This window comes from Kaistella treverensis, assembly GCF_900114045.1.
In the GTDB taxonomy this organism is placed as follows: domain Bacteria; phylum Bacteroidota; class Bacteroidia; order Flavobacteriales; family Weeksellaceae; genus Kaistella; species Kaistella treverensis.
In genome coordinates, this window is the sequence record NZ_FORQ01000001.1 from 1,053,182 (window position 1) to 1,075,311 (window position 22,130).

Genomic DNA, 22,130 nt, shown 5'->3' on the forward strand with positions numbered 1-22,130 from the left:
ACCAAAAAAAAGCCGGTTTTAACGGCTAATTTTTTTTTATTTGAAGTTAACTTTTCCGCCGATTACATTTTTATACTTCCGGTCTGCAGGATCGCCGTAAACATCAATGATTCCGCCGGCACGCGTGGTTGCATCCACTGTTTCTGTGGCGAAAACTTCAGCAATTCCGCCGGCGTTCGCGGTAACGGTTGCGCTTTCGGATTCCAGCGACTGGCCGTGGTATTTCCCACCCGAATTTACGATAATATCCTGATAATCTGCACGTCCGGTCACATTTATTTCACCGCCCGAATTGGTTTTAATATTCAATTTGCCGGTAGCTACATTCAAAACGATTTTCGAACCTTCGTTAGAACTTAGTCTAAGCATTTTAGCTTTTGTAGTTTCTGGCGAACTTACCGTTGAAGAAAGGTTGGCCTGAATGTCATTTAGATTTTCGTAAAAAACAGTTACCGCAACTTTGTCGCCCTGAAGGATTTTTGATGGCGTCATGCGGATTCTGAGCTCACCGTTTTTATTGATAGTTTCAATCTCGCTGTCACTGGCTGTACTTTCAACCTTACTTTCCGAAGACGGCACCAAAACCACATCGATTTTACCATACACTTTCAAAGATGAAAACTCACCCACATTTCTGCTGAACTGTCCAAACGAAAGTTGAAAAACTCCCAGCATTAAACCAATTACCACTTTTTTCATAATATTTAACTTTATTAAATCAACGGTTTCAAAGATAATTTATTTCAAAATGAAATCTAAATTTTAGCTGCTCTAAAAGCAAAATTCTTTATTTTAAAAAATTGCTCCCGCTTAGAAAGGTGCAATTTTTGAATACCGAAAATGTCCCCAAATAAGCCCGAATTTTTTATGAAATCCAAAACCTTCATCAAAGTTACCGACAAAGGCATTTACTGCGTTCCAGGTAAATTTTACATCGATCCCTGGAAACCTGTGGATTTGGCGGTGATCTCTCACGGGCACGGCGACCACGCGCGTTGGGGAATGAAAAAATATCTTTGTCACCGCTTTACAAAACCAATTTTAAAGCACCGTATTGGTGAAGATATTGAAATTCAAACTGTGCAATATGGTGAAGAAATTGATATTAACGGCGTAAAGGTTTCGCTTTTTCCCGCCGGACATATCGTGGGTTCTGCACAGGTGAAAATGGAATACAAAGGTTATATCATTGTTTTTTCCGGCGATTATAAAACCGATGACGACGGCTTATCGACACCTTTTGAACTCGTAAAATGCCATGAATTCATCACCGAAAGCACTTTTGGACTGCCAATTTATAACTGGCTGAAACCGCAGGAATACGCGGAATTGATGCAATCCTGGATTCAGCAAAACCGCGAAAACGGAAAAACTTCGGTATTTATTGGATATTCTTTGGGAAAAGCGCAGCGAATTATGAAATCCATCGAAGGTTCGGGTAAAATTTTTGTGCACCGTTCCATCGGAAAATTGAATGAAGGCATGGAATCCGTGGGCATCGATTTACCGGCTTATGAAACACTTGATTTCCAGGAAAGCATAAAACATGTTGATGGTGAAATCGTTATTTTGCCGCCCGCGCTTTTCGATTCCAATGTCATCAAGAAAATTCCAAACCGTGCGACAGCTATTTGTTCCGGTTGGATGCAGGTGCGCGGATCCCGACGCTGGCGCTCTGCGGACGCAGGTTTTGCGATTTCCGATCACGCCGATTGGACCGGATTATTAGAAACCGTAAAAGCAACCGAAGCTGAAAAAGTATATGTTACACACGGCCAAACTGCTGTTTTTTCGAAATATTTAAATGAAATCGGCATTAATGCCGTGGAACTCCAAACCATTTTCGGTGACGAAGAAATTGCCGAAAAAGAACTCCTTGAAAACTAAATGAAAGATTTCGCCAATCTCATCAATGCGCTTGACAGCACCAATAAAACCACCGCAAAAATTTATGCGATGGTAAATTATCTGGAAGTTGCCAATGAAAATGATAAGTTGTGGTTTTTGGCACTTTTCACCGGTAAACGTCCGAAAAGACCTGTAAACACCAATCTTTTAAAACAGTGGGCGCTAGAAATCACCGGACTTCCAGAATGGCTTTTTGTGGAATCTTATTCTTCGGTCGGTGATTTAGGTGAAACGCTGTCGCTGATTCTTCCCAATGCTGAAAACACCATCGAAAAATCTTTAACACAATGGATGACCGAACTTATCGCGCTCAAAGATTTTACAGAAGAGGAAAAGAAAAAATACGTTATCGAATCCTGGAACGGCTTGAACCACGTGGAGCGGTTCATTTTCAATAAATTAATCGGGGGCAGCTTTCGCATCGGTGTTTCGAAAAAACTGCTTATCAATGCGCTCTCTAAATTTTCCGGTGTTGACGGCAATATTTTGATGCATTCCATTATGGGAAAATGGAAAATGGAAGAGGAAAATTTCGAAAATCTTATTCAGGGCACCAACATCAATCCCAACGAATCCAAACCGTATCCGTTCTGTCTCGCCTACCCGCTTGAAAAAAAAGTTGAAGATTTGGGCGACCGTAACCTCTGGCTGGCTGAATATAAATGGGACGGAATCCGCGGCCAGTTTATTAAAAGAAATGACGAAGTTTTCATCTGGTCCCGAGGCGAAGAACTGGTCACTGAACAGTTTCCGGAAATCGCTTCAGCGTTAATGGAAGTCAGCGGAAATTTTGTGATCGATGGTGAAATTTTGGTTGTTAAAGACGACAAAGTTTTGAATTTTAATGAATTACAAAAACGACTAAACCGCAAAACCATTCCAAAAAAAATGCTCGAAGAACTACCAGTTCATATTTTCGTGTATGATATTTTGGAACTTGAATATGAAGATTTGCGGGAAAAACCTTTGTCGGAAAGACGCTTGCTTTTGGAAGGTTTAATAGAAAATTCGCCGGCAGAAAGGATAAAAATCTCGGAAATTATTCCTGTCGAAAGCTGGGAAAATGTAGCAGAAGTGCGGGAGAATTCGCGCGACAACAATTCCGAAGGACTCATGCTGAAGGAGATCAATTCGCATTACCACGCCGGCAGAAAAAAAGGCGATTGGTGGAAATGGAAGGTCAGTCCGCTCACCATCGATGCGGTTTTGATTTACGCGCAAAAAGGTTCCGGCCGCCGCAGCAGCTATTACACCGATTACACTTTTGCGGTAAAAAACGAGGACAAACTGGTTACGATTGCCAAAGCATATTCCGGCTTGACGGACAAAGAAATAATGGAAGTCAGTAAATTCGTCAACAAAAATGCGATTGAAAAATTCGGGCCGGTGCGGACGGTTAAACCTGAACTTGTTTTCGAAATCGCTTTTGAAGGCATTGGTTTCAGCAGTCGCCATAAAAGCGGCGTCGCCTTGCGATTTCCGCGAATTGTCCGCTGGCGACGCGATAAAACCGCGGAGGAAATCGATGACATCGAAGAAATAAAAAAGCTGATTACCTAAATACAATCACCATTAATTATAGAAATTTTAGGCGCTAAATGACCGAAAAATTCAGAAATTCTACAGGTTTCCAAATCATCAAAAACTGGATGGATGCACAGAACCGGGAACCTTTCGGTTTTCAGTCGGAAACGTGGTTTAAATTTTCAAACAATTATTCAGGAATGGTCGTGGCGCCCACGGGTTTTGGTAAAACTTTTTCGGTGTTTTTAGCCGTCGTCATAGACTTCATGAACCATCCGGAAAATTACAAAACCGGCTTGAAACTCCTTTGGATCACGCCACTTCGCGCGCTGGCAAAAGACATCGCAAAAGCCATGAGCGAAGCGCTGGAGGAAATCGGTCTCGATTGGGAAGTAGCGGTAAGAAATGGCGATACTTCGGCGGCAATGCGTGCGAAACAGACCAAAAAAATGCCGGACATTCTCATCATCACACCGGAAAGTCTGCATTTACTTTTGGCCCAGAAACAAAATCAAAAATTCTTTAAAAATCTCCAATGCGTCGTCGTTGATGAGTGGCATGAACTGCTGAGTTCCAAGCGCGGCGTGATGACAGAACTTGCGGTTTCCCGAATTTTAAGCTACCAGAAAAAATTACGCATTTGGGGAATTACTGCCACTATTGGAAATCTGGACGAAGCGATGGAAGTTTTAATTCCCTACGATTTAAAAAAGACAAAAGTTGTCGCGAAAGAAAAAAAGAAAATCGAAATTAAATCGGTTTTTCCTGAAGATGTCGAAGTTTTACCCTGGGCGGGACATCTGGGCACGCGGCTGGTGGAAAAAATTATCCCGATTATTCTGGAGAGCAACACCACTTTGGTTTTCACCAACACGCGCAGCCAGGCGGAAATGTGGTATCAGGTTTTGCTCGCCACGCACCCCGATTTTGCGGGGCAAATTGCGATTCACCACAGTTCTGTCGATAAAGATATCCGAATTTGGATTGAAGAAAACCTGTCTTCCGGTTATTTAAAAGCTGTAATTTCAACCTCGTCTTTGGATTTGGGTGTGGATTTTAAGCCCGTAGATACGGTCATTCAAATTGGTTCCAGCAAAGGAATTGCCAGGTTTTTACAGCGCGCGGGACGCAGCGGACACTCGCCTTTTGAAACCTCGAAAATCTATTTTGTGCCGACGCATTCTTTAGAACTCATCGAAGTTGCAGCGTTGAAAGAAGCCGTAAAACAGAATAAAATCGAACCGCGGGAACCTTTCGTTTTATGCTACGATGTTTTACTGCAATTTGTTTTGACTTTGGCCGTCGGCGACGGTTTTGAGGAAAAAGAAACCTTTAAACAGATTACGCAAACCAACGCATTCAAAGATTTAAGCCCCGAAGAATGGAACTGGGTTTTGACTTTTATCACCGTTGGTGGAAAGCTGAAAAACTACGAAGAATATCACAAAGTCGTCATCGAAAATGGTTTGTACAAAGTCACTTCGCGACGAATTGCGATGTTGCACCGCATGAATATTGGTGCGATTGTAAGCGATTCCATGCTAAAAGTGAAATTTTTTGGCGGCGGATATGTCGGCATGATTGAAGAATATTTCATTTCAAAGCTGAAAAAAAACGACAAGTTTACTTTAGCCGGCCGCGTTTTGGAAGTTTCCCACGTGAAAGAAATGACGGTTTTCGTCCGTAATACCACCGGAAAAGGAATTGTGCCGAGTTATCTCGGCGGAAGATTGCCCTTGTCTTCATATTTAAGCGGCTTTTTGCGGCAAAAGTTATCAGAATCACTGAATGCAAAATCAGCGGAAGAAGAGCTGAAGTTTTTGCATCCGCTTTTAGTGAGCCAGCAGGAAAATTCGCATATTCCGAGCGAAACAGAATTTTTGGTGGAACGCATAAAAACCCGCGAAGGCCACCATTTATTTATGTATCCTTTCGAAGGGCGCCTCATTCACGAAGTGATGTCCGCTTTAATTGCCTACCGCATTTCCCGCATTTCGCCCATTTCTTTTTCCATTGCGATGAACGATTACGGTTTTGAATTATTTTCGAAACTTGAAATTCCGCTGGACGAAGACAATATTCACGACATACTTTCAAAAGAAAATCTCATCCGCGACGTGATGGCGTCCGTAAATTCCACGGAAATGGCGCGGCGGAAATTCCGTGATATCGCCGTGATTTCCGGAATGGTCATCCGCACCTATCCGGGACAGCAAAAAAACAATAAAAATCTGCAATCTTCTTCGGGTTTGATTTTTAATGTTTTAGAAGATTACGATCCGGAAAATTTGCTGCTCAAACAGGCATATTCTGAAGTTTTCTTTCAGCAGATTGATGAAGCGCGTTTGGTGGAAGCCTTCCGCAGAATCCACGAAAGTGAAATTATTATCAAAAATTCAAATAACTTTACACCCTTAAGTTTCCCAATAAAAGTTGACAGTCTGCGCCAAAGTTTGAGCAGTGAAGATTTGAAAGCCCGCATTTTACGGATGAAAATGGAAGCCATGAAAAAGAAAATGAAAAAATGACCCTGCAGACTTTAGAAAAAACCGTCCAGAACCAACAGCTTATTTTTACGAATCTCCGCGCGCTTTTTTGGGTTGAAAACAACGCTTTAATCATCAGCGATTTACATTTAGGAAAGTCCGCATACTTCCGGAAAAACGGAATTCCCGTTCCGTCGGATATTTTGGTGGATGATTTGGAAAGACTTGATTTTCTGGTTCAAAACTTCGAGGTTAAAAAGCTTATTGTTGTCGGCGATTTTTTACATTCGGGGAAAAATGCGGATTTTAAAATTTTCGAAAACTGGCGAAATCTTCACCAAAATCTAGAAATAACTTTGATTAAAGGAAATCACGACATTCGCCGCGCTGATTTTTTACAGGATCTGGAAATTACCATCATCGACGATGCGCTGTACGCGGCGCCTTTCACCTTTATTCACGTTCCGGAAGATATGGAAAACCAGTTTTCGGTTTCCGGGCATTTGCATCCTGGTGTCACGGTGCAGCTGGAAAGGCGAAAATCGGTGCGTTTGCCTTGTTTTCGCGTTTCCGAAAACCAGCTGATTTTACCGGCGTTCAGCAAATTTACAGGTTTAGATACGACCTCTTGCCAGGATTTTGACTGTATTGCTTTTACAGAGGATTTGATTTTTGAGATGTGAGGGCAGGAATTTTAATTAAATTTTTGCTGCTTTTTTTGACATTTTTTAAAAAAAATAAGTCTGATTACAAGTTTGCGATTCCTCATTAAAATTACAATAAAAAATAAAAGGTAGCCTCCTTATATCACATCATTATTAAGTAGTTTGTTTAATTCCAATGCTTTATTTAAACTTTCATTTGATGTATAATGCCCCGTAAGAATTTTATTAATTTCGTTTAAAATTTTTTGTTCAATAAGATTTTGATATAAACTTGCAGAACCAATTTTAGTATTCATTACGGTTTCAAATTCATTTTTCAGTAGCGAATCTTCGGCTATTTTCCTTAAAGCTTTGTCTGATTTCCAATATTTAGTTTCATAGTCTACGCTACCAATACTATAAATATAAACAATTCTTCCATTAAAAGTTTTAAGGTAAAGAAAATTCACCCATAAATTTTCACTTAAAAAAGGTCTTAACTTTTCAGTGTCCTTTTCTAAGATAGAATATTTATTAAATATTTCTGAGTCAGCAATTTTTTTAAGGGTATTTGGTATAATTTGGTTACCATTCCAATTAGGTGTAAAAATACTTTTGAATTCATCTTCTAGAAGGATTCTGTCAAAATATGTTATATCAGAAGCCAAGTTTTTTAAAATTAAAAAGTTGTTCCAATATTCTTTTATTGCTAAAACTCTTTCTTGCTGTGTAATTTGATTTGCGCTTTCGAGAGAATTTATTGTTTTTTCTACAATAGAATTTGTTAGATTAATTTGGCCTTTTAAATTCTCTATTTTCTCTGAATAGATTTTTTTTATTCTTTCAGTAAAATAAGTTCTTAAAAAAAACGATATTAATCCACTTCCTAAAAAACTAGTTATTAAAGAAATTATTATAGTTTTTGACATGGTTTCTTATAAATATTCTGGATAACTAAATATATACATTTAATTATAACACAACATTTTTATTTATGGGAAATTTCTAAAAAAAAACAGCTTTTTACGGCATATTTTAGATTTCAATAATCAGTACTTTTCTTTAATTAAAACCTCCACCAAATCCTGTAAAACTCTTTGGGAAACAAACTTCGCGAAATCATTTCGCTCAAAATGCGGCAAATAAATGCGCGAGGTTTTTTCAAAATCATTCACGCGGATGGAATAAAAAGCGGTCCCAACTTCAGTATTAAATTCATCAGAATTTGGGCCAGCAACACCCGTTGTAGAAAGTGCGATTTGGGTTTTAAAAAGTTTTTGCGCACCGGCGGACATTTCCTGCGCAACTTCTGCGGAAACTACGGTTTTTATCTGAATTGTTTTCGCTGAAACGCCTAAAATTTCAATTTTTTTCTGGTAATCATAGGCAACGATTCCGCCCAAAAAATAAGTGGAACTGCCGGAAATTGAAGTGAGCAATTTCGATAATTCGCCGCCGGTAAAACTTTCCGCCGTGGAAATGGTAAGATTTTTTTCGGTTAAAATTTCCTTTAAAATCTCCACAATATCGTCGCCATCCCAGGAAATTACATTTTCGCCGATGAGCGGTTTTAATTTTTCAATTTCAATCAGAATTTTTTCGTCTAATTCCTGCTGATTTTTTCCGTGTGTGGTGAGCCGCAGTTTAATGCGGTTTCCGACAGGCAAGTAAGACAAGGAAATTTCCTTTGGCAAGGCGAGTTCCCAACTTTCGATCTGTTCGGAAAGTAAACTTTCCGGAATGCCGACCACCGAAACCGTGTGCGTGACGATGTGGTTCAAACCAAATTTTTCGGCCAAAAAGGGGATAATTTTCTCTTTTATCAAAGGTTTCACCTCGAACGGAACGCCGGGCAGGGAAAATACGGTTTTGCCGTTTTCCTGAATCATCTGGCAAGGCGCGGTGCCGTGTTCGTTTTGGAAAATTTCGGCTTTGCTTAAAACTTCGGCTTGCGGTTTATTTAATTCCAGAAGATGCGTGCGGTTTCTCTTTTCGAAAAGCTTGCGCAAATGTTCAAAAGTTTCAGCATCCAAAACTAGTTCATCGTTGAAAAACTCTTTAAAAGCAATTTTGGTTTTGTCGTCTTTCGTCGGACCGAGACCGCCAGTGGTGATGATTACGTCACCAATTTCAAAAGCAGATTTTAAGGTGTTTTTAATGGCAGAAATTTCATCAGAAATGGTGAAAATTTGTACAACAGGAATTCCGATTTTCTTCAGTTCTGCAGCGATAAAATTAGAATTGGTATCAACGGTGTTTCCGGAAAGGATTTCGTCGCCGATGGTAATGAGAACAGCTTTCATAGAAAATTTTAGACTTTAAATTTACTGAAAATCCCTTTGCTATTTTCAAAAAAAATGCTCATTTAGCACGGAATTTTTTAGCATAAAAAAAGGAAAATAAAAACTTATTTTCCTTCACTTTTATTTGTCGTGTTCCACCCAAATTAAATTTTCGGTCTTAAAACCTATTTTTTTTGCTTTTTCTAAAAAGCGCTGTTTATAAGCTTCCGGGATTGTTTTTTCGCGCGACAAAATCCACAAATAATCCAAGTTATTTCCGGCCACCAACGCGTATTTGTAATCTTCATCAATGTCGATCACGTTATAACCCGCCCAAATCGGTTTAAAAAATGAAACTTTCAGCCTCGCAATATTTTCATTTTCCACAAATCTGGCTTCACCTTCGCTTTCGTTCCATTTATTTTTCACATAATTGAAACCGCGGTTCACCACTTTTATATGACCGTTGTCTTTTTTGGAATACTGCGCGGTGGTATTGTTCATGTTTTTTTCAAAACGGAAATCGAAACGCGCAATCTCATACCATTTTCCGAGGTATTTATCGGCATTAAAATTTTGAACTGCCGTGGCGCCTTTCGGAATTCCGACCGAACAGGAGTTAAGTAAAGCTAATGTAACAAGTCCCGCCGCGAGCGGAAGTGCGATTTTTTTTAAATTTTTCATATTGATTTTTTAAAGTGAGAAAACACCTGCTTTTAGGCCAGAATTTTTCAATTTCAAAGCTTCCCAACAAATATTACGCCGCTGAAATTTTCAGCTGCTATTGAATTTTTCTACCGTTTAATTAAGAAAAGTTTAACCCTTCGAAACAGCTGAAAGTAAGTTGGTGGTTTAATATTTGAATACTAGATAGCGCGAAATCACCCGAAAAATGGTGATTTAATTTTAACATTAAAAAAATTAAGCCGATGTCACTTGAAAATTTAACGCAAAAAGAAGCAATTGAAACTTTAAAGAAACTCTCGGAAAGCGCGAGAATCTGCATGTTTTGTACCGATCTGGATACCATTCCGAACGCATCGAGACCGATGAGCTTAAAAGAAACCGACGAGGAAGGAAATCTCTGGTTTCTGAGCAGCGACCAAAGTCACAAGAATTTTGAAATTAAAGAAGATAACCGCGTACAGCTGTATTTTATGAATAACAGCGACTCGGAATATCTTTCGATTCTCGGAAAAGCTTTTATTTATCAGGATAGAAATACCATCGAAGAGAAATGGACGTCGATGGCGAATGCGTGGTTCGACGGAAAAGATGACCCAAATGTTTCGGTGATCCGCGTGACACCGGAGGAAACTTATTACTGGGAACCAAAAGTGGGAAAATTTGTTTCCATGCTTCATTTTGCCACAGCAGCTATTACCGGCAAGAAAACCGATAATGATGACGGCAGAGAAGGAAATTTACATGTATAATTAAAAAAATAAAATAATGACACCAGATTTAGGAATTACGAAAAAAAATTTAACCGAAGTTTACCAAGTTTTAAATAAAGTGCTTGCCAATGGCAATATGATTTATATTAAGCTCCGAAAATTTCACTGGAATTTATCAGGAGATAATTTTATGGAATTACACATGCTTTTTGAAGCGCAGTACGACGCGGTAGCACTTGCCGTAGATGAAGTTGCGGAAAGAATCAGCACTTTGGGAGGAGTTGCAATTGGTACAACCAGCGAATTTGCAGAGCTATCTGATTTAAATGAAACTCCCGGCGCCGTGCCGAACACGCAGGGAATGCTAAAAGAATTGGTGGCAGACCACGAAACTATTGTAAAAGGTTTAAGAGAAAATATCGATAAATGCGAGGAAGAATATAAAGACGCAGGAACCGCAGATTTCTTAACAGGTCTAATGCAGGCGCACGAAAAAATGGCCTGGAAGCTCCGAAAATATTTTAAAGATTAATTCTGAAAATAAAAATTCCCTTTCAAATTTGAAAGGGAATTCTTTTCGCTGCTAAAACGGCAAATTTTATTTAAAAATATTTTTCAGAAAAACCTTCATTTCGTTCCAGGATTTTTCATCAGCATCTTTATTGTAAGCGATCGGAATATTGAACTTTTTACCAAGTGCGGTAGCGCCCGGATTTGTAAAAGCGTGAAGGGCATTGGGATAATTCACAAATTTATAGTCAATTTTAGCGCTGTCCATTTCGTTTTTAAAGGCTGCAATTTCCTTTTCGGAAACCATGGAATCGGCAGCACCGTTCATCACCAAATATTTTACTTTGTTATTTTTAGCACGAATTCCGGTTTCCAAATTACCATGGAAGCTTACTACGCCTTTGAAATCGTCTGATAGCCGCGCCATGTTAAGCGCCTGTGCACCACCAAAACAGTAACCAATTATTGCCATTTTGGAGTAATCGGATTTTTCCGCGAGACTTACCTGATGTTTTGCGGCATCAAACATTCTGCGAGCATCAATAGGAATATTGTAAAAATGCGATGAAAGCTTCTGAGCTTCTTCCGGCGTATCTACCACTTTCTGGTCGCCGTAATAATCCACTCCAACAGCATAATAGCCTAAACCTGCGAGCTGTTTAACCCGGTTTTTAATATAATCATTTAATCCCCACCATTCCGGAAGTACGAAAACCACGGGCAACTTACCTTCAAGATCAGGATTATAAGCGGCAAAAGAACGGTGCGTCACGCCATTAATTTCCGTTTTCAGTTCTTCTGTTTTAATATTACCGTTTATCTGTTCCGAAGTTATCGCCTTATTATCAGTTTGCAGCGGCTTTTCTGTACAGGAGGCAAACGAAATTAAAAGCGCTAAAACCGCTAAAATTTTGGGAGTTTTCATAGTCATATTTTATGGCTAAAAGTACAAAAAATTCGTTGCGCGGGATTCAATTCTATAACCAAAAAAAACGACCTAAAAGGCGCTTTTTTTTCGTTTTTTAAATTTTTAATGAATGTGCTTTTCCGCTTTATAAGAACTGCGAACCAACGGTGAACTTTCCACATGACGGAAACCTAAACTTCGCGCGAAATCACCATATTGCTGGAATTTTTCCGGCGTCACAAATTTCTTCACCGGCAAATGTTTTTTCGTCGGCTGCAAATATTGTCCGATGGTAATTACATCGACGTTTGCTTTTCTAATGTCTTCAATCGTTTGAAAAACCTCTGAATTTTCTTCACCTAAACCGAGCATTAATCCGGTTTTTGTGCGGTTTTGTCCGGCAGACTTTAAATAAGAAAGCACTTCAAGGCTTCGTTCATATTTCGCCTGAATCCGCACTTCACGCGTTAACCTTTTTACGGTTTCCATATTGTGGGAAATCACTTCCGGACGGACTTCAAGCAATCGATCGATATGTTTCGTAATTCCCTGAAAATCCGGAATTAATGTTTCCATCGTTGTTCCCGGCGAAATTCTGCGCACGGCGTTCACCGTTTCAGCCCAAAGAATGGAACCCATATCTTTTAAATCATCACGGTCAACCGAAGTTAAAACCGCGTGTTTGATTTTCATTAATTTAATGGAGCGCGCGACTTTTTCGGGTTCTTCCCAGTTTACATCGAGTGGTTTTCCGGTTTTCACACCACAAAATCCACAACTTCTGGTGCAGATATTTCCTAAAATCATGAAAGTCGCGGTGCCTTCGCCCCAGCATTCGCCCATATTCGGGCAGCTTCCGCTTTGGCAAATGGTGTTGAGTTTATATTTGTCAACTAACGTTCGGAGTTCGCGGTAATTTTTTCCGGTCGGAAGTTTTACACGTATCCATTTTGGTTTTTGAGTGGTTGTATCGGTAAGATTTTCAATCATTATTAAAATGTAAAAAGCAAATTTACGAATTAAGAAATTGCCTCTCCTATTCTTCGAAGGAATTATTTTTCAGCAAAGCGGCGAGCAGTTTTTTCGCGCGCATAATGCGGATTTTTGTGTTTGCTACGGTAATATTCAGCTCTTCCGAAATTTCTTTGATGCTTTTTTCTTCAAAAAACCTTAGTTGTATAATGTCCTGATAATTAGCATCCAAGCTTTGGATTGAAGCCAAAATCTGTTTCTGATCTTCTTCTGAGATCAGCAGTTCTTCCGGTGATAAAGCAAGCTGATTTTTAAAACCTTCAAAATTATCGGTGCTGTCCTCGTTTTCACGGGATTTTTTGCGCCAATAATCGATGATGGTATTTTGCGCGATGGTTAAAATCCAGGTTTTAAACTGAAAATTGGGATCATACAAATCAAGTTTGGACAAAACTTTTGAAAAAACAGAGACGGTGATTTCATCAGCGACATGTTCGTCCTGCACTTTTTTCATGACAAAGCTGAAAACATCTACCCAAAATAAGTTGATGAGCTGTGTTTGCGCCTTTTGATTTTTATTGGCAGCAAGAGAAATCAGGCTAAAAAGATCTTTGTTTTTCATAAAGAAGCAAAGATAGCGAATTGTAAAAGGCGCCGCGGCGAATTATTTGGAATTTGATTTGAAGTTTTATTATAAAATCTTACCTTGCAGGAATATAGCACCCACGTATGAAAACTAAAAAAAAATATAAAAAACAGGTTTTAAAATCGCTGAAAAAACTGGCTAAAACAGAATATGATCTTCTGGAGACGATGACAAATTTAATGTTGCTGAAAGAATTTAAAGACAATAAAATTGAATTTAAAGAAGGCGACACTTTCTCTTTTGAAGACAATATTTTCGACTACAGCGAAGATGAAAACATCAGAAATCTGGCAAAACTGCGGAAAAAAATTATGTCGAGCATGCAGGATTTAGTAGAAAACAGCAATTTCAAAGACAAGGAAATTGAGTTTCTTGCTTAAAAATATTTAATTAAAAGCGGCTTCAAATAAATTTGAAGCCGCTTTTTTTTGCGAAAAAAATGGTCATTTAGCAGGTAGAATTTATGTCATCCGGTAGAAATAGGTAATGCCGTAATACGCCGCCCAACCCACAAAAAGAATGATGATAATCCAAATCCAAACCGGAATGGTTTGCGGTGTTTCACTGCCTTCAATCATAAAACTTTTCTGGTTTCCTTTGTCGTACGCATTAATCATCAAAGGCAAAACGCCGTCTACAATATCTTTGTCTTTCAAACCTTCAACACTGACGGACGGCCCGTTTTTCACTGTGAAATGAATTTTCCGTATACCTTCCCGACCTTGCGTAGACTTGCTTATAATTTTGAGAACATGTTCGCCATCGGTGAGTTTGGTGGTGTCAAAATCAAAAACAATGGGCGTTTCAAGCTCTGCCAAAGGCGTAACTTCGTCATCTAGGAAGAGAACAACTGAACTTTTATCTTTGGTCATAGCTGCTTTTTTTGAAGTTAGTTTAAAATCGAATTTTTGATGTGATCCGCTTCTTTTTCACCAGGTCTCACCAAATATTTAACCGAAAAAATCAAGGTGTACACCGCGATAATTGCGATAACCGCTACGATAATCCAGTCAAACTGCCCGCGCGGACCCACGCCATGTGTAAAATCGCGTGTCACCGCCGGTTGCTGCAATTTACATGCTTCGCAGGCAAACGCAAAGTTGACGGCAAACAGGAAAATAAGAATTGCTGTATTTTTAAAATTTTTCATTGTTAATGCTTTATATTAACTTTCAGTTATTTCATCTGGCTCATCACAGCTTTAACCTGATCCAGCGTTACCGGTTTTGCGTTATTTCCCCAGGAGCTTCTTTCGTGATTCATAATGGCCATCACCATTTCCGGTGTAAAATTGGCATTTTTTCCCACTGCTGGCATCGGTCCGTAGCCAGGTCTGCCGGTGTAACCCAGCATGATGATGTTCACATAAACCGCGATATCATCGCCGCCAACAATCGGACTTCCTTTAAGCGGTGGAAATGCGCCAGGTAAACCTTCACCATTAGCCTGATGACAGCTTGCGCAGTTTGCGGTGAAAAGTTCGGCACCGTCCGGTAAATCAGCTGCGCCACCGCCAGCGGTAGATTTTTTTACTTCTTTTTTATACAGGAAATCCGGTGGTTTTACACCTTCCGGTAATTTGGTTTGTTTTAAACTCTGTAAATACGCCACCAATTGAAGCGCTTTTGGGGTAGCTACAATTTTTTTAAACTTATCTTTTAAAAATTCCGGCGGTACTTTTACTTCTATGTCACCTTTTTGCAGGTAATCTTTTTCTTCAAACAAAAAAGCATACGATGGCATGATGGATTCTTTCACCACGGCGCGCGGCTGATATAAATGTAGCAAATGCCAATCTGAACTGGGTTGTCTTTCACCGATTGCGGTTAAATCCGGGCCGGTACGTTCGGAACCCAATAAATTTGGTGTATTTCGCCAAACATCCATTCGGTGGTTTTGTGCATAATCCGCGGGAATACTTGGTCTCGCACCAAAAACTTTATCCATTTCCACTTCTCGCACCTGCTGTGTATGACAGGCAATACAGCCGTTTTCTACATACACCGCTTTTCCGGCTTTTTCCATTTTCGTGAGCGGCTTGGCATCGGGCAACGGTTTATAAACGGTTTGGTTAGTAATTGCCGGTAGAATTGCGATCTGTAACGTGAGAAACAAAAAGAAAACCAGCGCGGACCAGAAGAGCATTTTATGATTATTATAAAATTCCATTTTCTTTTTATTTGGTGGGAATATTTTCGGTGTTTTTAAATTGTCGCTTGGCTTCTAAAATTTCCGCCGGCGTGGTCGGGATTCTAATTTCCTCGCGATTATTGACCATTTTATAGAAATTATAGGCGAATACAAAGTGCGAGATCCACATCATGGTTCCACCGATCGCACGCCATAACCAGTACGGAGCCGTCATTTTCACACTTTCAATGAATGGTTTACTGTCTATCCACATTAGCCCGCGGGCGGTAGAACCAATCATCAGGGACCAAGTGTAGAACAGTAAACCAATTAATGCCAGCCAAAAATGAACACCGACCATCAGTTTTGGTGGTTCTTTTCCGGTGATTCTCGGTACCAGGGTATAGGTAAATGCCCACAACATAAAAGTGATTATACCGTACATCGTCAGGTGGGAATGCGCAACGGTAAAATCGGTGAAGTGCCAGACCAGGTTGGTAAAACGGAAAGCCTCCACCGTTCCCTGCATAGAACCTGTAAAATAAAAGATGATTCCAATAAGGTAAAATGGCAGCGTATAGCTGGTTTTCAACTGGTACCAGGCGCCATTAAAGGTCAAAAGGAAATTCGCGGTACCAGCAACCACCGGAATCACCATTCCCACACTGGCCACAATTGCAACGGTTTGCATCCACCACGGAATCGCACTGAAAATAAAGTGGTGGCTACCAATTAAAGTATAAAATAAAATCTGCGTCCAGAAAGCTAAAATTCCCAAACTGTAAGAATAAATAGGTTTATTAAGTTGCTGTGGCAAAAAGTAATACATTAAACCCAAAGTCAGAAACATAAACCACATGCCTACGCCCTGGTGCATATAATATCCCTGAATAATGGTTTCCGCGAGGCCGTCCTGCCAGAACGGAAGATATCCAACAAGCAAAATCACAATCACAAACATCGTGGCGGAAATAATATACCAGTTGGAAACGTAAATTTCCTTCGTCGTCCTCTTTGCGATGGTCATCAGCCAGTTATAGAGGGAAAGCACGATTCCGATGGCAAAAAGCAGCATAAAAGGCCAGATGTATTCGCGGTATTCACCGCCACCGTTATTTATGCCGGCCATCAGTGAAACGGTCCCGGTAATAACCGCGGCGCTCATAAAAAACAAGGAATACCAGCCCAGTTTTAAGCTGTGAATACCCGTATTGCTTACACGCGGAATTACATAATATGCCAGCCCCACCATCGCAAAAGATGCCCAACCCCAGAAAACCATATTGGTGTGAACCGGGCGAAGCCGCCCGAAACTGAGCCAGCTTAGATGATCGGCATCCGGCGCTACGAATTTAATTCCGAGATATTCTCCAACAGTCGTTGCAAAAAGCAACCAAAAAATAGCAAAGCCGAGGAAGTACAGAATTAGTTTTGCCAGCGGTTCGGAAATGTATTTTTGTGGAACGTAGCTTTTCTTTGCCGGTATCACGCGAAGTTCCTCAACTTTATTTACGTTGTGGATAATGCCTTTCGTGTCGGACGGCGGATTGCTGCCGGACAGTTCATTTTCCGGCACCTGATAAGCCTGGGCTTTTTGGCGCTCCTCGTAAAACTGCAGTTCTTCAGGCGAAAGATTTCGGATTTTTCTCTGAAATTCACCCAGTTTTCGCCTTGCTTTCAGGTCTTTATAGGTGCTGTAGGTCTTCACAATCGCGATCAGCAGGGCCACGAGGACTGGAAGCAGAATAAGCACCAGGGTAATTTGAATCCCCGATTCACCAAAAATTGAATTATTCATATAGAATTATTAACGGTAAAAAGAACCTTTATTTCAGTAAAAAAATTTAGCGCTTCAGAAAGGTGATTCCATCGGAAACCTGTTCTGCTAAAGACCTCAGCGAGGTAGACTCTAAAGTTTCGCGCATCTCGTCGCGAATCTGTCTAAATTTAAAGTGCAGCGGGCAGGGCTTTTCAACATCACATTTTCTGAGGCCCAGCGTGCAGTCCTCGAAAATTCCATCTCCGTCCATCGCCAAAACGATGTTCAAAAGCGAAATTTTTTCTAAATCTTCCAAGGCAATCGAAAAACCACCGGTCGGACCTTTAAAAGAAGAAATTATTTCTGTCCGGGTGAGTTTCTGTAAAATTTTCGCCATAAAAGCTGGCGGAGAATCGGTATGTTTTGCAACATCAATTAAGCTTACTTTTCGATTTTTGAGTGAATTTTTGGCAACATAAATTGAAGCCCGAATTCCGTATTCGCAAGATTTTGAAAACATAAACTTTTTCCTTTTTACAAATGTAGAAAATAATTTAATAAAAGACAATAGTGTCCTTTATTATTTTTAAATAAAATTTGAGATATTTTTCGGTGCTAAAGATGTATAAATTTCGGAAAAAAGTTTCCGCTCAGCAGATGTGAAATTTTTCCAGTTATCCAAATTAGAAAATTTGCCTTTTTAAGGGAGAATTTTTTTAATTTAAAGAAAAAAATTTACCTGTTTAAATTTAATTCAAAACCAAAAAAACCTCAAAAGAACAGGGAATTTTTTTAACTAAAATCCAAATCAGAAAAATTTGCCGTTTTAAGCGTTAATTTTTTAAAGTCAAAAATCATTTTCTCCAATTTAAATTTAATTAAAAACCGAAAAAAACAGCCAAATACCCCGGAATTTTTCTAATTAAATTTAAATCTGAAAAATTTGCCCTTTGAGCAAGTAATTTTTCAAATAAAAACCGCAGAATTTTCCGCGGTTTTTTATCTTTTTTATGGACTCTTGATTCTTGCCTCTATTTAAGCTTCGCAACTTGAGCAGGTTACAAAATTCACCATCAGTTCTTTTGAAACGGAAGAACTTCGTTGATAATACAGTGATTTTACACCTTTTTTCCAGGCTTCGATGTAGAGATAATTTACATCTTTTACCGGCATTGTGGATGGAATCTGCAGATTCAGCGACTGCGCCTGATCGATGTATTGTTGGCGCTGTGCAGCTTGGGAAATAATTTCCATCGGCGAAATTTCGCGGAAGGTTTTGAAAACTGCTTTTTCTTCGTCGCTTAATTCCGTCAGGTTTTGCACGGAACCGTGATTCAGCATAATCGTGCGCCAGGTGTCTTCATTATCGATGCCTTTTTCCTGAAGCAAAGTTGCGAGGTATTTATTTTTGCGCATGAAGTTACCTTTCGCCAACCCGGCTTTGTAATAATTGGACGCAAACGGCTCAATTCCTGGCGAGGTTTGACCTAAAATCGCAGAGCTTGAAGTCGTAGGCGCGATGGCCATTGTGGTTGTATTTCGCAAGCCGTAACCTTTCAGCAATTCTGGTTCGCCGTAAATATTTGCCAATTCCTGTGATGCGAGCACAGACTGTTCCTTGATTTGTCGGAAAGCGCGCGCGTTGAACTGTGTTGCTTCAAAACTTTCAAACGGAATCATATTTTTCTGAAGGTAAGAATGGTAACCCAAAACGCCCAAACCAAGCGCTCTGTGGCGCAGCGCAAAATTCCGCGCTCCGGTGAGGTAATAATTTCCTTCGGTTTTTTCTATAAATTCCGACAAAACAGCGTCTAAAAAGTAAATGGCAAGTTTTACCGCGTTGGTATCTTTCCATTCGTCGTATAATTCAAGGTTCATTGATGAAAGACAGCAGATAAACGATTCTTCTGCGCTTGAAGGCAACATGATTTCCGAACATAAATTGCTTGCATTTACCGGCATGCCCAGATCTTTGTAAACCTGCGGTTTGTTCCGGTTCACGTTATCGGTGAAGAAAATATAGGGCAAACCTTTCTGTGCGCGACTTTCCAGCACGCGCGCCCAGATTTTGCGCTTGTCCATATCGCCATCAATCATGTCCTGCATCCAGTAGTCGGGCACGCAAATTCCGGTAAACAAATTCTGGATCGGACTTCCGATATCTTTAATGGAAAGAAATTCTTCGATATCACCGTGGTCGATGTCCAAATATGCCGCAAAAGCTCCGCGTCGCACGCCGCCTTGTGAAACAACGTCCATTGCGGTGTCGTACAACTTCATAAACGAAACCGCGCCGGAAGATTTTCCGTTGTCGGTAACGGCCGTTCCGCGGTTGCGGAGCTCACCGAAATAGCCGGAAGTTCCGCCACCGATTTTGGTCTGCATGATGACTTCGCCGAGTTTATGCGTAATTCCTTCGATATTATCGGGCACATGCACGTTGAAACAGGAAATCGGCAAACCTCTTTCTGTTCCCATATTTGCCCAAACCGGGGAGGAAAAGCTGATCCAACCTTTACGGATCATCTCCTCGAAAGCGGGTTGTAATTCGGGTTTATAAAGTCTTTTGGCTGCTGCTGTGGTAATTCGCAGGATGGCGCCGTCTACGGTTTCGCCTTTCAGCAAATAGCCGCGGTTGAGCATTTGCTCCGATTCTTCATTCAGCCACCAGATTTTAGCTTGTTCTTCCATAATTTTTTTCTGTAAAATGTATAATGTACAAAGTACGATGTCTTTTTTTCTTTTTAGAAGCGGGAAATTTTCGCTTTTTCCACTTTCTTAAAATTAGCCGTTTTAGCAGCGAATTTTTCGATTTTTCTAATACATGTTGCGACAGTATTGAAAACATTGTCGCTCGCGCTTTTCTATTTCTCAAAAATTTGCCGTTTTAGCAGGTTATTTTTTGCGGCCACCGCGCCCCGACTTGAGTGGAGCTCTCCGCCGCGGCGGAAGCGGGAACGGAAGGCGGAAAAGGCGCCCAAATCAACCTAAAACAAATCGTTCTCGGTAATACTTTTGTCGTGTTTCGTGTAATCTACCGGTCTTTTGGCGAAGAAATCGTCCATGGAATTGGCGAAAACTTCTTCTTCAAACCACACCATCGGGCGGTATTGTTCGGGAGAAATGTTGTAGCGCGTCGCCATATTGATTTTCTTCAAACTGTCGTCGACACGGAACTTCATGAAGTTCAAAAGATTTTCTTTGGAAACATTATCGATTTCACCCATCTCAAAAATCCAGTCCAAAATTTCTTCTTCCACATCGATGGAATGATCCACCAAGGTGTAAATATCTTCGATATCGGAATCTGTCAATAAGTCCGGCTGTTCCTGGCGGATTTTGTTTATGAGGTAAATGCCGGCGTTGGCGTGAATCTGCTCGTCCACGGAAGTCCAGGCGATGATGTTGGAAACATTTTTCATGTAACCTTTAAAGCGCGTAAACGACAAAATGATGGCAAACTGCGAGAAAAGCGAAACATTCTCGATGAGGATACTGAAAAGCAAAAGCGAGGAAACGTACTCTTTCGGCGTGGTGGAATTCGCGTGGCGCAAAACATTGGAAAGAAAATCGATTCTTTTTTTGATGGCAGGAATTTCCACAACGTGGGTGAAGGAATCGTTATAGCCCAAAACTTCCAGCAAACGCGAATACGCCTCCGAATGGCGGAACTCGCATTCCGCAAACGTAGCGCCCAAACCGTTCAGTTCGGGTTTCGGCATGTGGTTATAAAGATTTCCCCAAAAGGTTTTTACCGACACCTCAATCTGCGCGATGGCTAAAAGCGCGTTTTTAATGGCATTTTTTTCGTGCGGTTCCAGCTGTGACTGGAAATCCTGCACATCAGCCGTAAAATCCACCTCGGAATGTACCCAGAAGGATTTGTTGATGGCTTCTACAAACTGTAGAATTTCCGGATATTCAAACGGTTTATATCCTATTCTTTTGTCAAAAATTCCCATAATATCGTTTATTTTTCAGCCGGTTTTACAAAACCGAAGTGTGTAAATTGTTAATTTTTAATGATTTAATGCAGAAGCGCAGCGTAAAAAACGTGCGTGAGGCGAGGGCTGCGATCTTTACAAAAATAGAAAATGCAATCTGATATCGAAAGGCGCGGCACCAGATAAGTGCCTTATTTGGCGGAAAAGTTTTCCACATTCACACACACAGCGCGCTACCAAAGGCTTTGAATGGGAATAATAAAAATATCGACCAATTCAGGGCTTTTCTTGCTAAACAGATCGGGCAACTTTTAAGCAGCAATGGTGAATTTCGGTTAAACAGCTGAATATTTTGTTTTCAATTAAACCACATTTAGGACAAAAAAAATCCCCAATAAAAATTGGGAATTTAGTTTAAAGCTATTTTTAAAATAAAATGCTCAAATAGCGGCAAATTTTTACTAGCGTGTTGCTTGCCAGAACGTCCACTGGGTACCGTTGAAAACTGCTAGCTGCTTGTTTACGGTGTCGTAAGCCATCATTCCGGCAGCAGGATTTTTAATATTCAGATGCGGAAGCGCTACTCTTGGCAAAATCATGGCTTTATCAGTATCGGTAAGAATTAAAATACCGCGGGTATTGTCATTAATATTTTCTTTTCCGATTACGGTTTTGGCTCTTTCGTTTTCATCTTTACCCACCTGGATAGAAACATCTACCGCGTTGGTTTTTGTAGCCGGACCGGTAAGGTCTCTCCACGTACCGTTTTCACGGAATTTCATAATATTGTCGGAAGGATCCATAATGAAAGTTCCATCAGAGATCGGTGTCTGTGCATTACTTGCCGTTACATACGGAATTACAAGTCCCTTATTTTGGTGGTCACCAAATTCCAAAGAAACTGAAGCGTTGGTAGGTGCGGTCTTTGGTCCCGGCTCAATTACTACCTGTGAAAATGCAATAACTGGTATGGCGGTCATCAATATTGATGTGAATAATTTATTCATAATAAGTGTGTTTA

The 22,130-nt window shown here is 40.3% G+C and carries 22 protein-coding genes; 7 read left to right on the top strand and 15 right to left on the bottom strand.

Annotated features, from left to right (window positions below):
* Positions 1 to 36: 36 nt before the first annotated feature.
* Complete coding sequence (locus BMZ55_RS04970; RefSeq protein WP_089819169.1) at positions 37 to 699, bottom strand: head GIN domain-containing protein; 663 nt, start codon at positions 697 to 699, stop codon at positions 37 to 39.
* A gap of 168 nt (positions 700 to 867) precedes the next feature.
* Between BMZ55_RS04970 and BMZ55_RS04975 the strand changes: the two genes are divergently transcribed.
* Genes BMZ55_RS04975 through pdeM form a run of 4 tightly spaced genes read left to right on the top strand, consistent with a single transcriptional unit; the run spans position 868 to position 6,601 of the window.
* Positions 868 to 1,887, top strand: coding sequence for a ligase-associated DNA damage response exonuclease (locus BMZ55_RS04975; protein ID WP_089819428.1), 1,020 nt, complete (start codon positions 868 to 870; stop codon positions 1,885 to 1,887).
* Positions 1,888 to 3,468 (top strand): ATP-dependent DNA ligase, encoded by a 1,581-nt coding sequence (locus BMZ55_RS04980; protein ID WP_089819171.1) that lies wholly within the window; start codon positions 1,888 to 1,890, stop codon positions 3,466 to 3,468.
* A gap of 38 nt (positions 3,469 to 3,506) precedes the next feature.
* On the top strand, positions 3,507 to 5,960 hold the full coding sequence (locus BMZ55_RS04985; protein WP_089819173.1) for a ligase-associated DNA damage response DEXH box helicase: 2,454 nt from the start codon (positions 3,507 to 3,509) through the stop codon (positions 5,958 to 5,960).
* Positions 5,957 to 6,601, top strand: a complete 645-nt coding sequence (gene pdeM / locus BMZ55_RS04990; RefSeq protein WP_089819176.1) for a ligase-associated DNA damage response endonuclease PdeM — start codon at positions 5,957 to 5,959, stop codon at positions 6,599 to 6,601. Before BMZ55_RS04985 ends, pdeM begins: the two co-directional genes overlap by 4 nt.
* 119 nt (positions 6,602 to 6,720) lie before the next feature.
* On the opposite strand, the gene BMZ55_RS04995 is transcribed toward pdeM, so the two are convergent.
* The 3 genes from BMZ55_RS04995 to BMZ55_RS05005 form a co-directional block, all read right to left on the bottom strand.
* Positions 6,721 to 7,491 (bottom strand): hypothetical protein, encoded by a 771-nt coding sequence (locus BMZ55_RS04995; RefSeq protein WP_089819178.1) that lies wholly within the window; start codon positions 7,489 to 7,491, stop codon positions 6,721 to 6,723.
* Between the two features lie 120 nt (positions 7,492 to 7,611).
* The gene (locus tag BMZ55_RS05000) at positions 7,612 to 8,865 is read right to left on the bottom strand and encodes a CinA family nicotinamide mononucleotide deamidase-related protein (RefSeq protein ID WP_089819180.1); all 1,254 of its coding nucleotides are present in this window, start codon (positions 8,863 to 8,865) and stop codon (positions 7,612 to 7,614) included.
* A gap of 120 nt (positions 8,866 to 8,985) precedes the next feature.
* Positions 8,986 to 9,528: a lipocalin family protein gene (locus BMZ55_RS05005; protein WP_089819182.1), complete on the bottom strand. Its 543-nt coding sequence runs from the start codon at positions 9,526 to 9,528 to the stop codon at positions 8,986 to 8,988.
* A gap of 245 nt (positions 9,529 to 9,773) precedes the next feature.
* On the opposite strand from BMZ55_RS05005, the gene BMZ55_RS05010 reads away from it, so the two are divergent.
* Both BMZ55_RS05010 and BMZ55_RS05015 read left to right on the top strand, forming a co-directional pair.
* Positions 9,774 to 10,280, top strand: coding sequence for a pyridoxamine 5'-phosphate oxidase family protein (locus BMZ55_RS05010; protein WP_089819184.1), 507 nt, complete (start codon positions 9,774 to 9,776; stop codon positions 10,278 to 10,280).
* 16 nt (positions 10,281 to 10,296) lie between these two features.
* Complete coding sequence (locus BMZ55_RS05015) at positions 10,297 to 10,773, top strand: Dps family protein (RefSeq protein ID WP_039343523.1); 477 nt, start codon at positions 10,297 to 10,299, stop codon at positions 10,771 to 10,773.
* A gap of 66 nt (positions 10,774 to 10,839) precedes the next feature.
* On the opposite strand, the gene BMZ55_RS05020 is transcribed toward BMZ55_RS05015, so the two are convergent.
* From BMZ55_RS05020 to BMZ55_RS05030, 3 genes are all read right to left on the bottom strand, one after another.
* A complete protein-coding gene (locus BMZ55_RS05020) occupies positions 10,840 to 11,676 on the bottom strand; it encodes a dienelactone hydrolase family protein (protein WP_089819186.1) in 837 nt (278 codons plus the stop codon).
* A gap of 105 nt (positions 11,677 to 11,781) precedes the next feature.
* The gene (lipA, locus tag BMZ55_RS05025; RefSeq protein ID WP_177179777.1) at positions 11,782 to 12,648 is read right to left on the bottom strand and encodes a lipoyl synthase; all 867 of its coding nucleotides are present in this window, start codon (positions 12,646 to 12,648) and stop codon (positions 11,782 to 11,784) included.
* A gap of 46 nt (positions 12,649 to 12,694) precedes the next feature.
* Positions 12,695 to 13,252, bottom strand: coding sequence for an RNA polymerase sigma factor (locus tag BMZ55_RS05030; RefSeq protein ID WP_089819188.1), 558 nt, complete (start codon positions 13,250 to 13,252; stop codon positions 12,695 to 12,697).
* 107 nt (positions 13,253 to 13,359) lie between these two features.
* Between BMZ55_RS05030 and BMZ55_RS05035 the strand changes: the two genes are divergently transcribed.
* Positions 13,360 to 13,656, top strand: a complete 297-nt coding sequence (locus BMZ55_RS05035; RefSeq protein WP_089819190.1) for a hypothetical protein — start codon at positions 13,360 to 13,362, stop codon at positions 13,654 to 13,656.
* Between the two features lie 81 nt (positions 13,657 to 13,737).
* Here BMZ55_RS05035 and BMZ55_RS05040 read toward each other — a convergent pair whose 3' ends face one another.
* The 8 genes from BMZ55_RS05040 to BMZ55_RS05075 form a co-directional block, all read right to left on the bottom strand.
* Positions 13,738 to 14,148, bottom strand: coding sequence for a cytochrome C (locus BMZ55_RS05040; RefSeq protein WP_089819192.1), 411 nt, complete (start codon positions 14,146 to 14,148; stop codon positions 13,738 to 13,740).
* A gap of 17 nt (positions 14,149 to 14,165) precedes the next feature.
* Positions 14,166 to 14,426 carry a hypothetical protein gene (locus BMZ55_RS05045; protein WP_089819194.1) on the bottom strand — a complete coding sequence of 87 codons (261 nt, stop codon included), beginning with the start codon at positions 14,424 to 14,426 and terminating at the stop codon, positions 14,166 to 14,168.
* Positions 14,427 to 14,452: 26 nt separating this feature from the next.
* A complete protein-coding gene (locus tag BMZ55_RS05050) occupies positions 14,453 to 15,445 on the bottom strand; it encodes a cytochrome c (RefSeq protein ID WP_089819196.1) in 993 nt (330 codons plus the stop codon).
* A gap of 7 nt (positions 15,446 to 15,452) precedes the next feature.
* Entirely contained in the window at positions 15,453 to 17,204 is a 1,752-nt protein-coding gene (locus BMZ55_RS05055) for a cbb3-type cytochrome c oxidase subunit I (protein WP_089819198.1), read from the bottom strand.
* Positions 17,205 to 17,250: 46 nt separating this feature from the next.
* Positions 17,251 to 17,685, bottom strand: coding sequence for an RrF2 family transcriptional regulator (locus BMZ55_RS05060; RefSeq protein ID WP_089819200.1), 435 nt, complete (start codon positions 17,683 to 17,685; stop codon positions 17,251 to 17,253).
* A 515-nt stretch (positions 17,686 to 18,200) separates the two neighbouring features.
* The gene (locus tag BMZ55_RS05065) at positions 18,201 to 19,856 is read right to left on the bottom strand and encodes a ribonucleoside-diphosphate reductase subunit alpha (RefSeq protein WP_089819202.1); all 1,656 of its coding nucleotides are present in this window, start codon (positions 19,854 to 19,856) and stop codon (positions 18,201 to 18,203) included.
* 296 nt (positions 19,857 to 20,152) lie between these two features.
* Positions 20,153 to 21,127 (bottom strand): ribonucleotide-diphosphate reductase subunit beta, encoded by a 975-nt coding sequence (locus BMZ55_RS05070; RefSeq protein ID WP_089819204.1) that lies wholly within the window; start codon positions 21,125 to 21,127, stop codon positions 20,153 to 20,155.
* Positions 21,128 to 21,570: 443 nt separating this feature from the next.
* Complete coding sequence (locus BMZ55_RS05075; protein ID WP_039343495.1) at positions 21,571 to 22,116, bottom strand: hypothetical protein; 546 nt, start codon at positions 22,114 to 22,116, stop codon at positions 21,571 to 21,573.
* Positions 22,117 to 22,130: the final 14 nt, after the last annotated feature.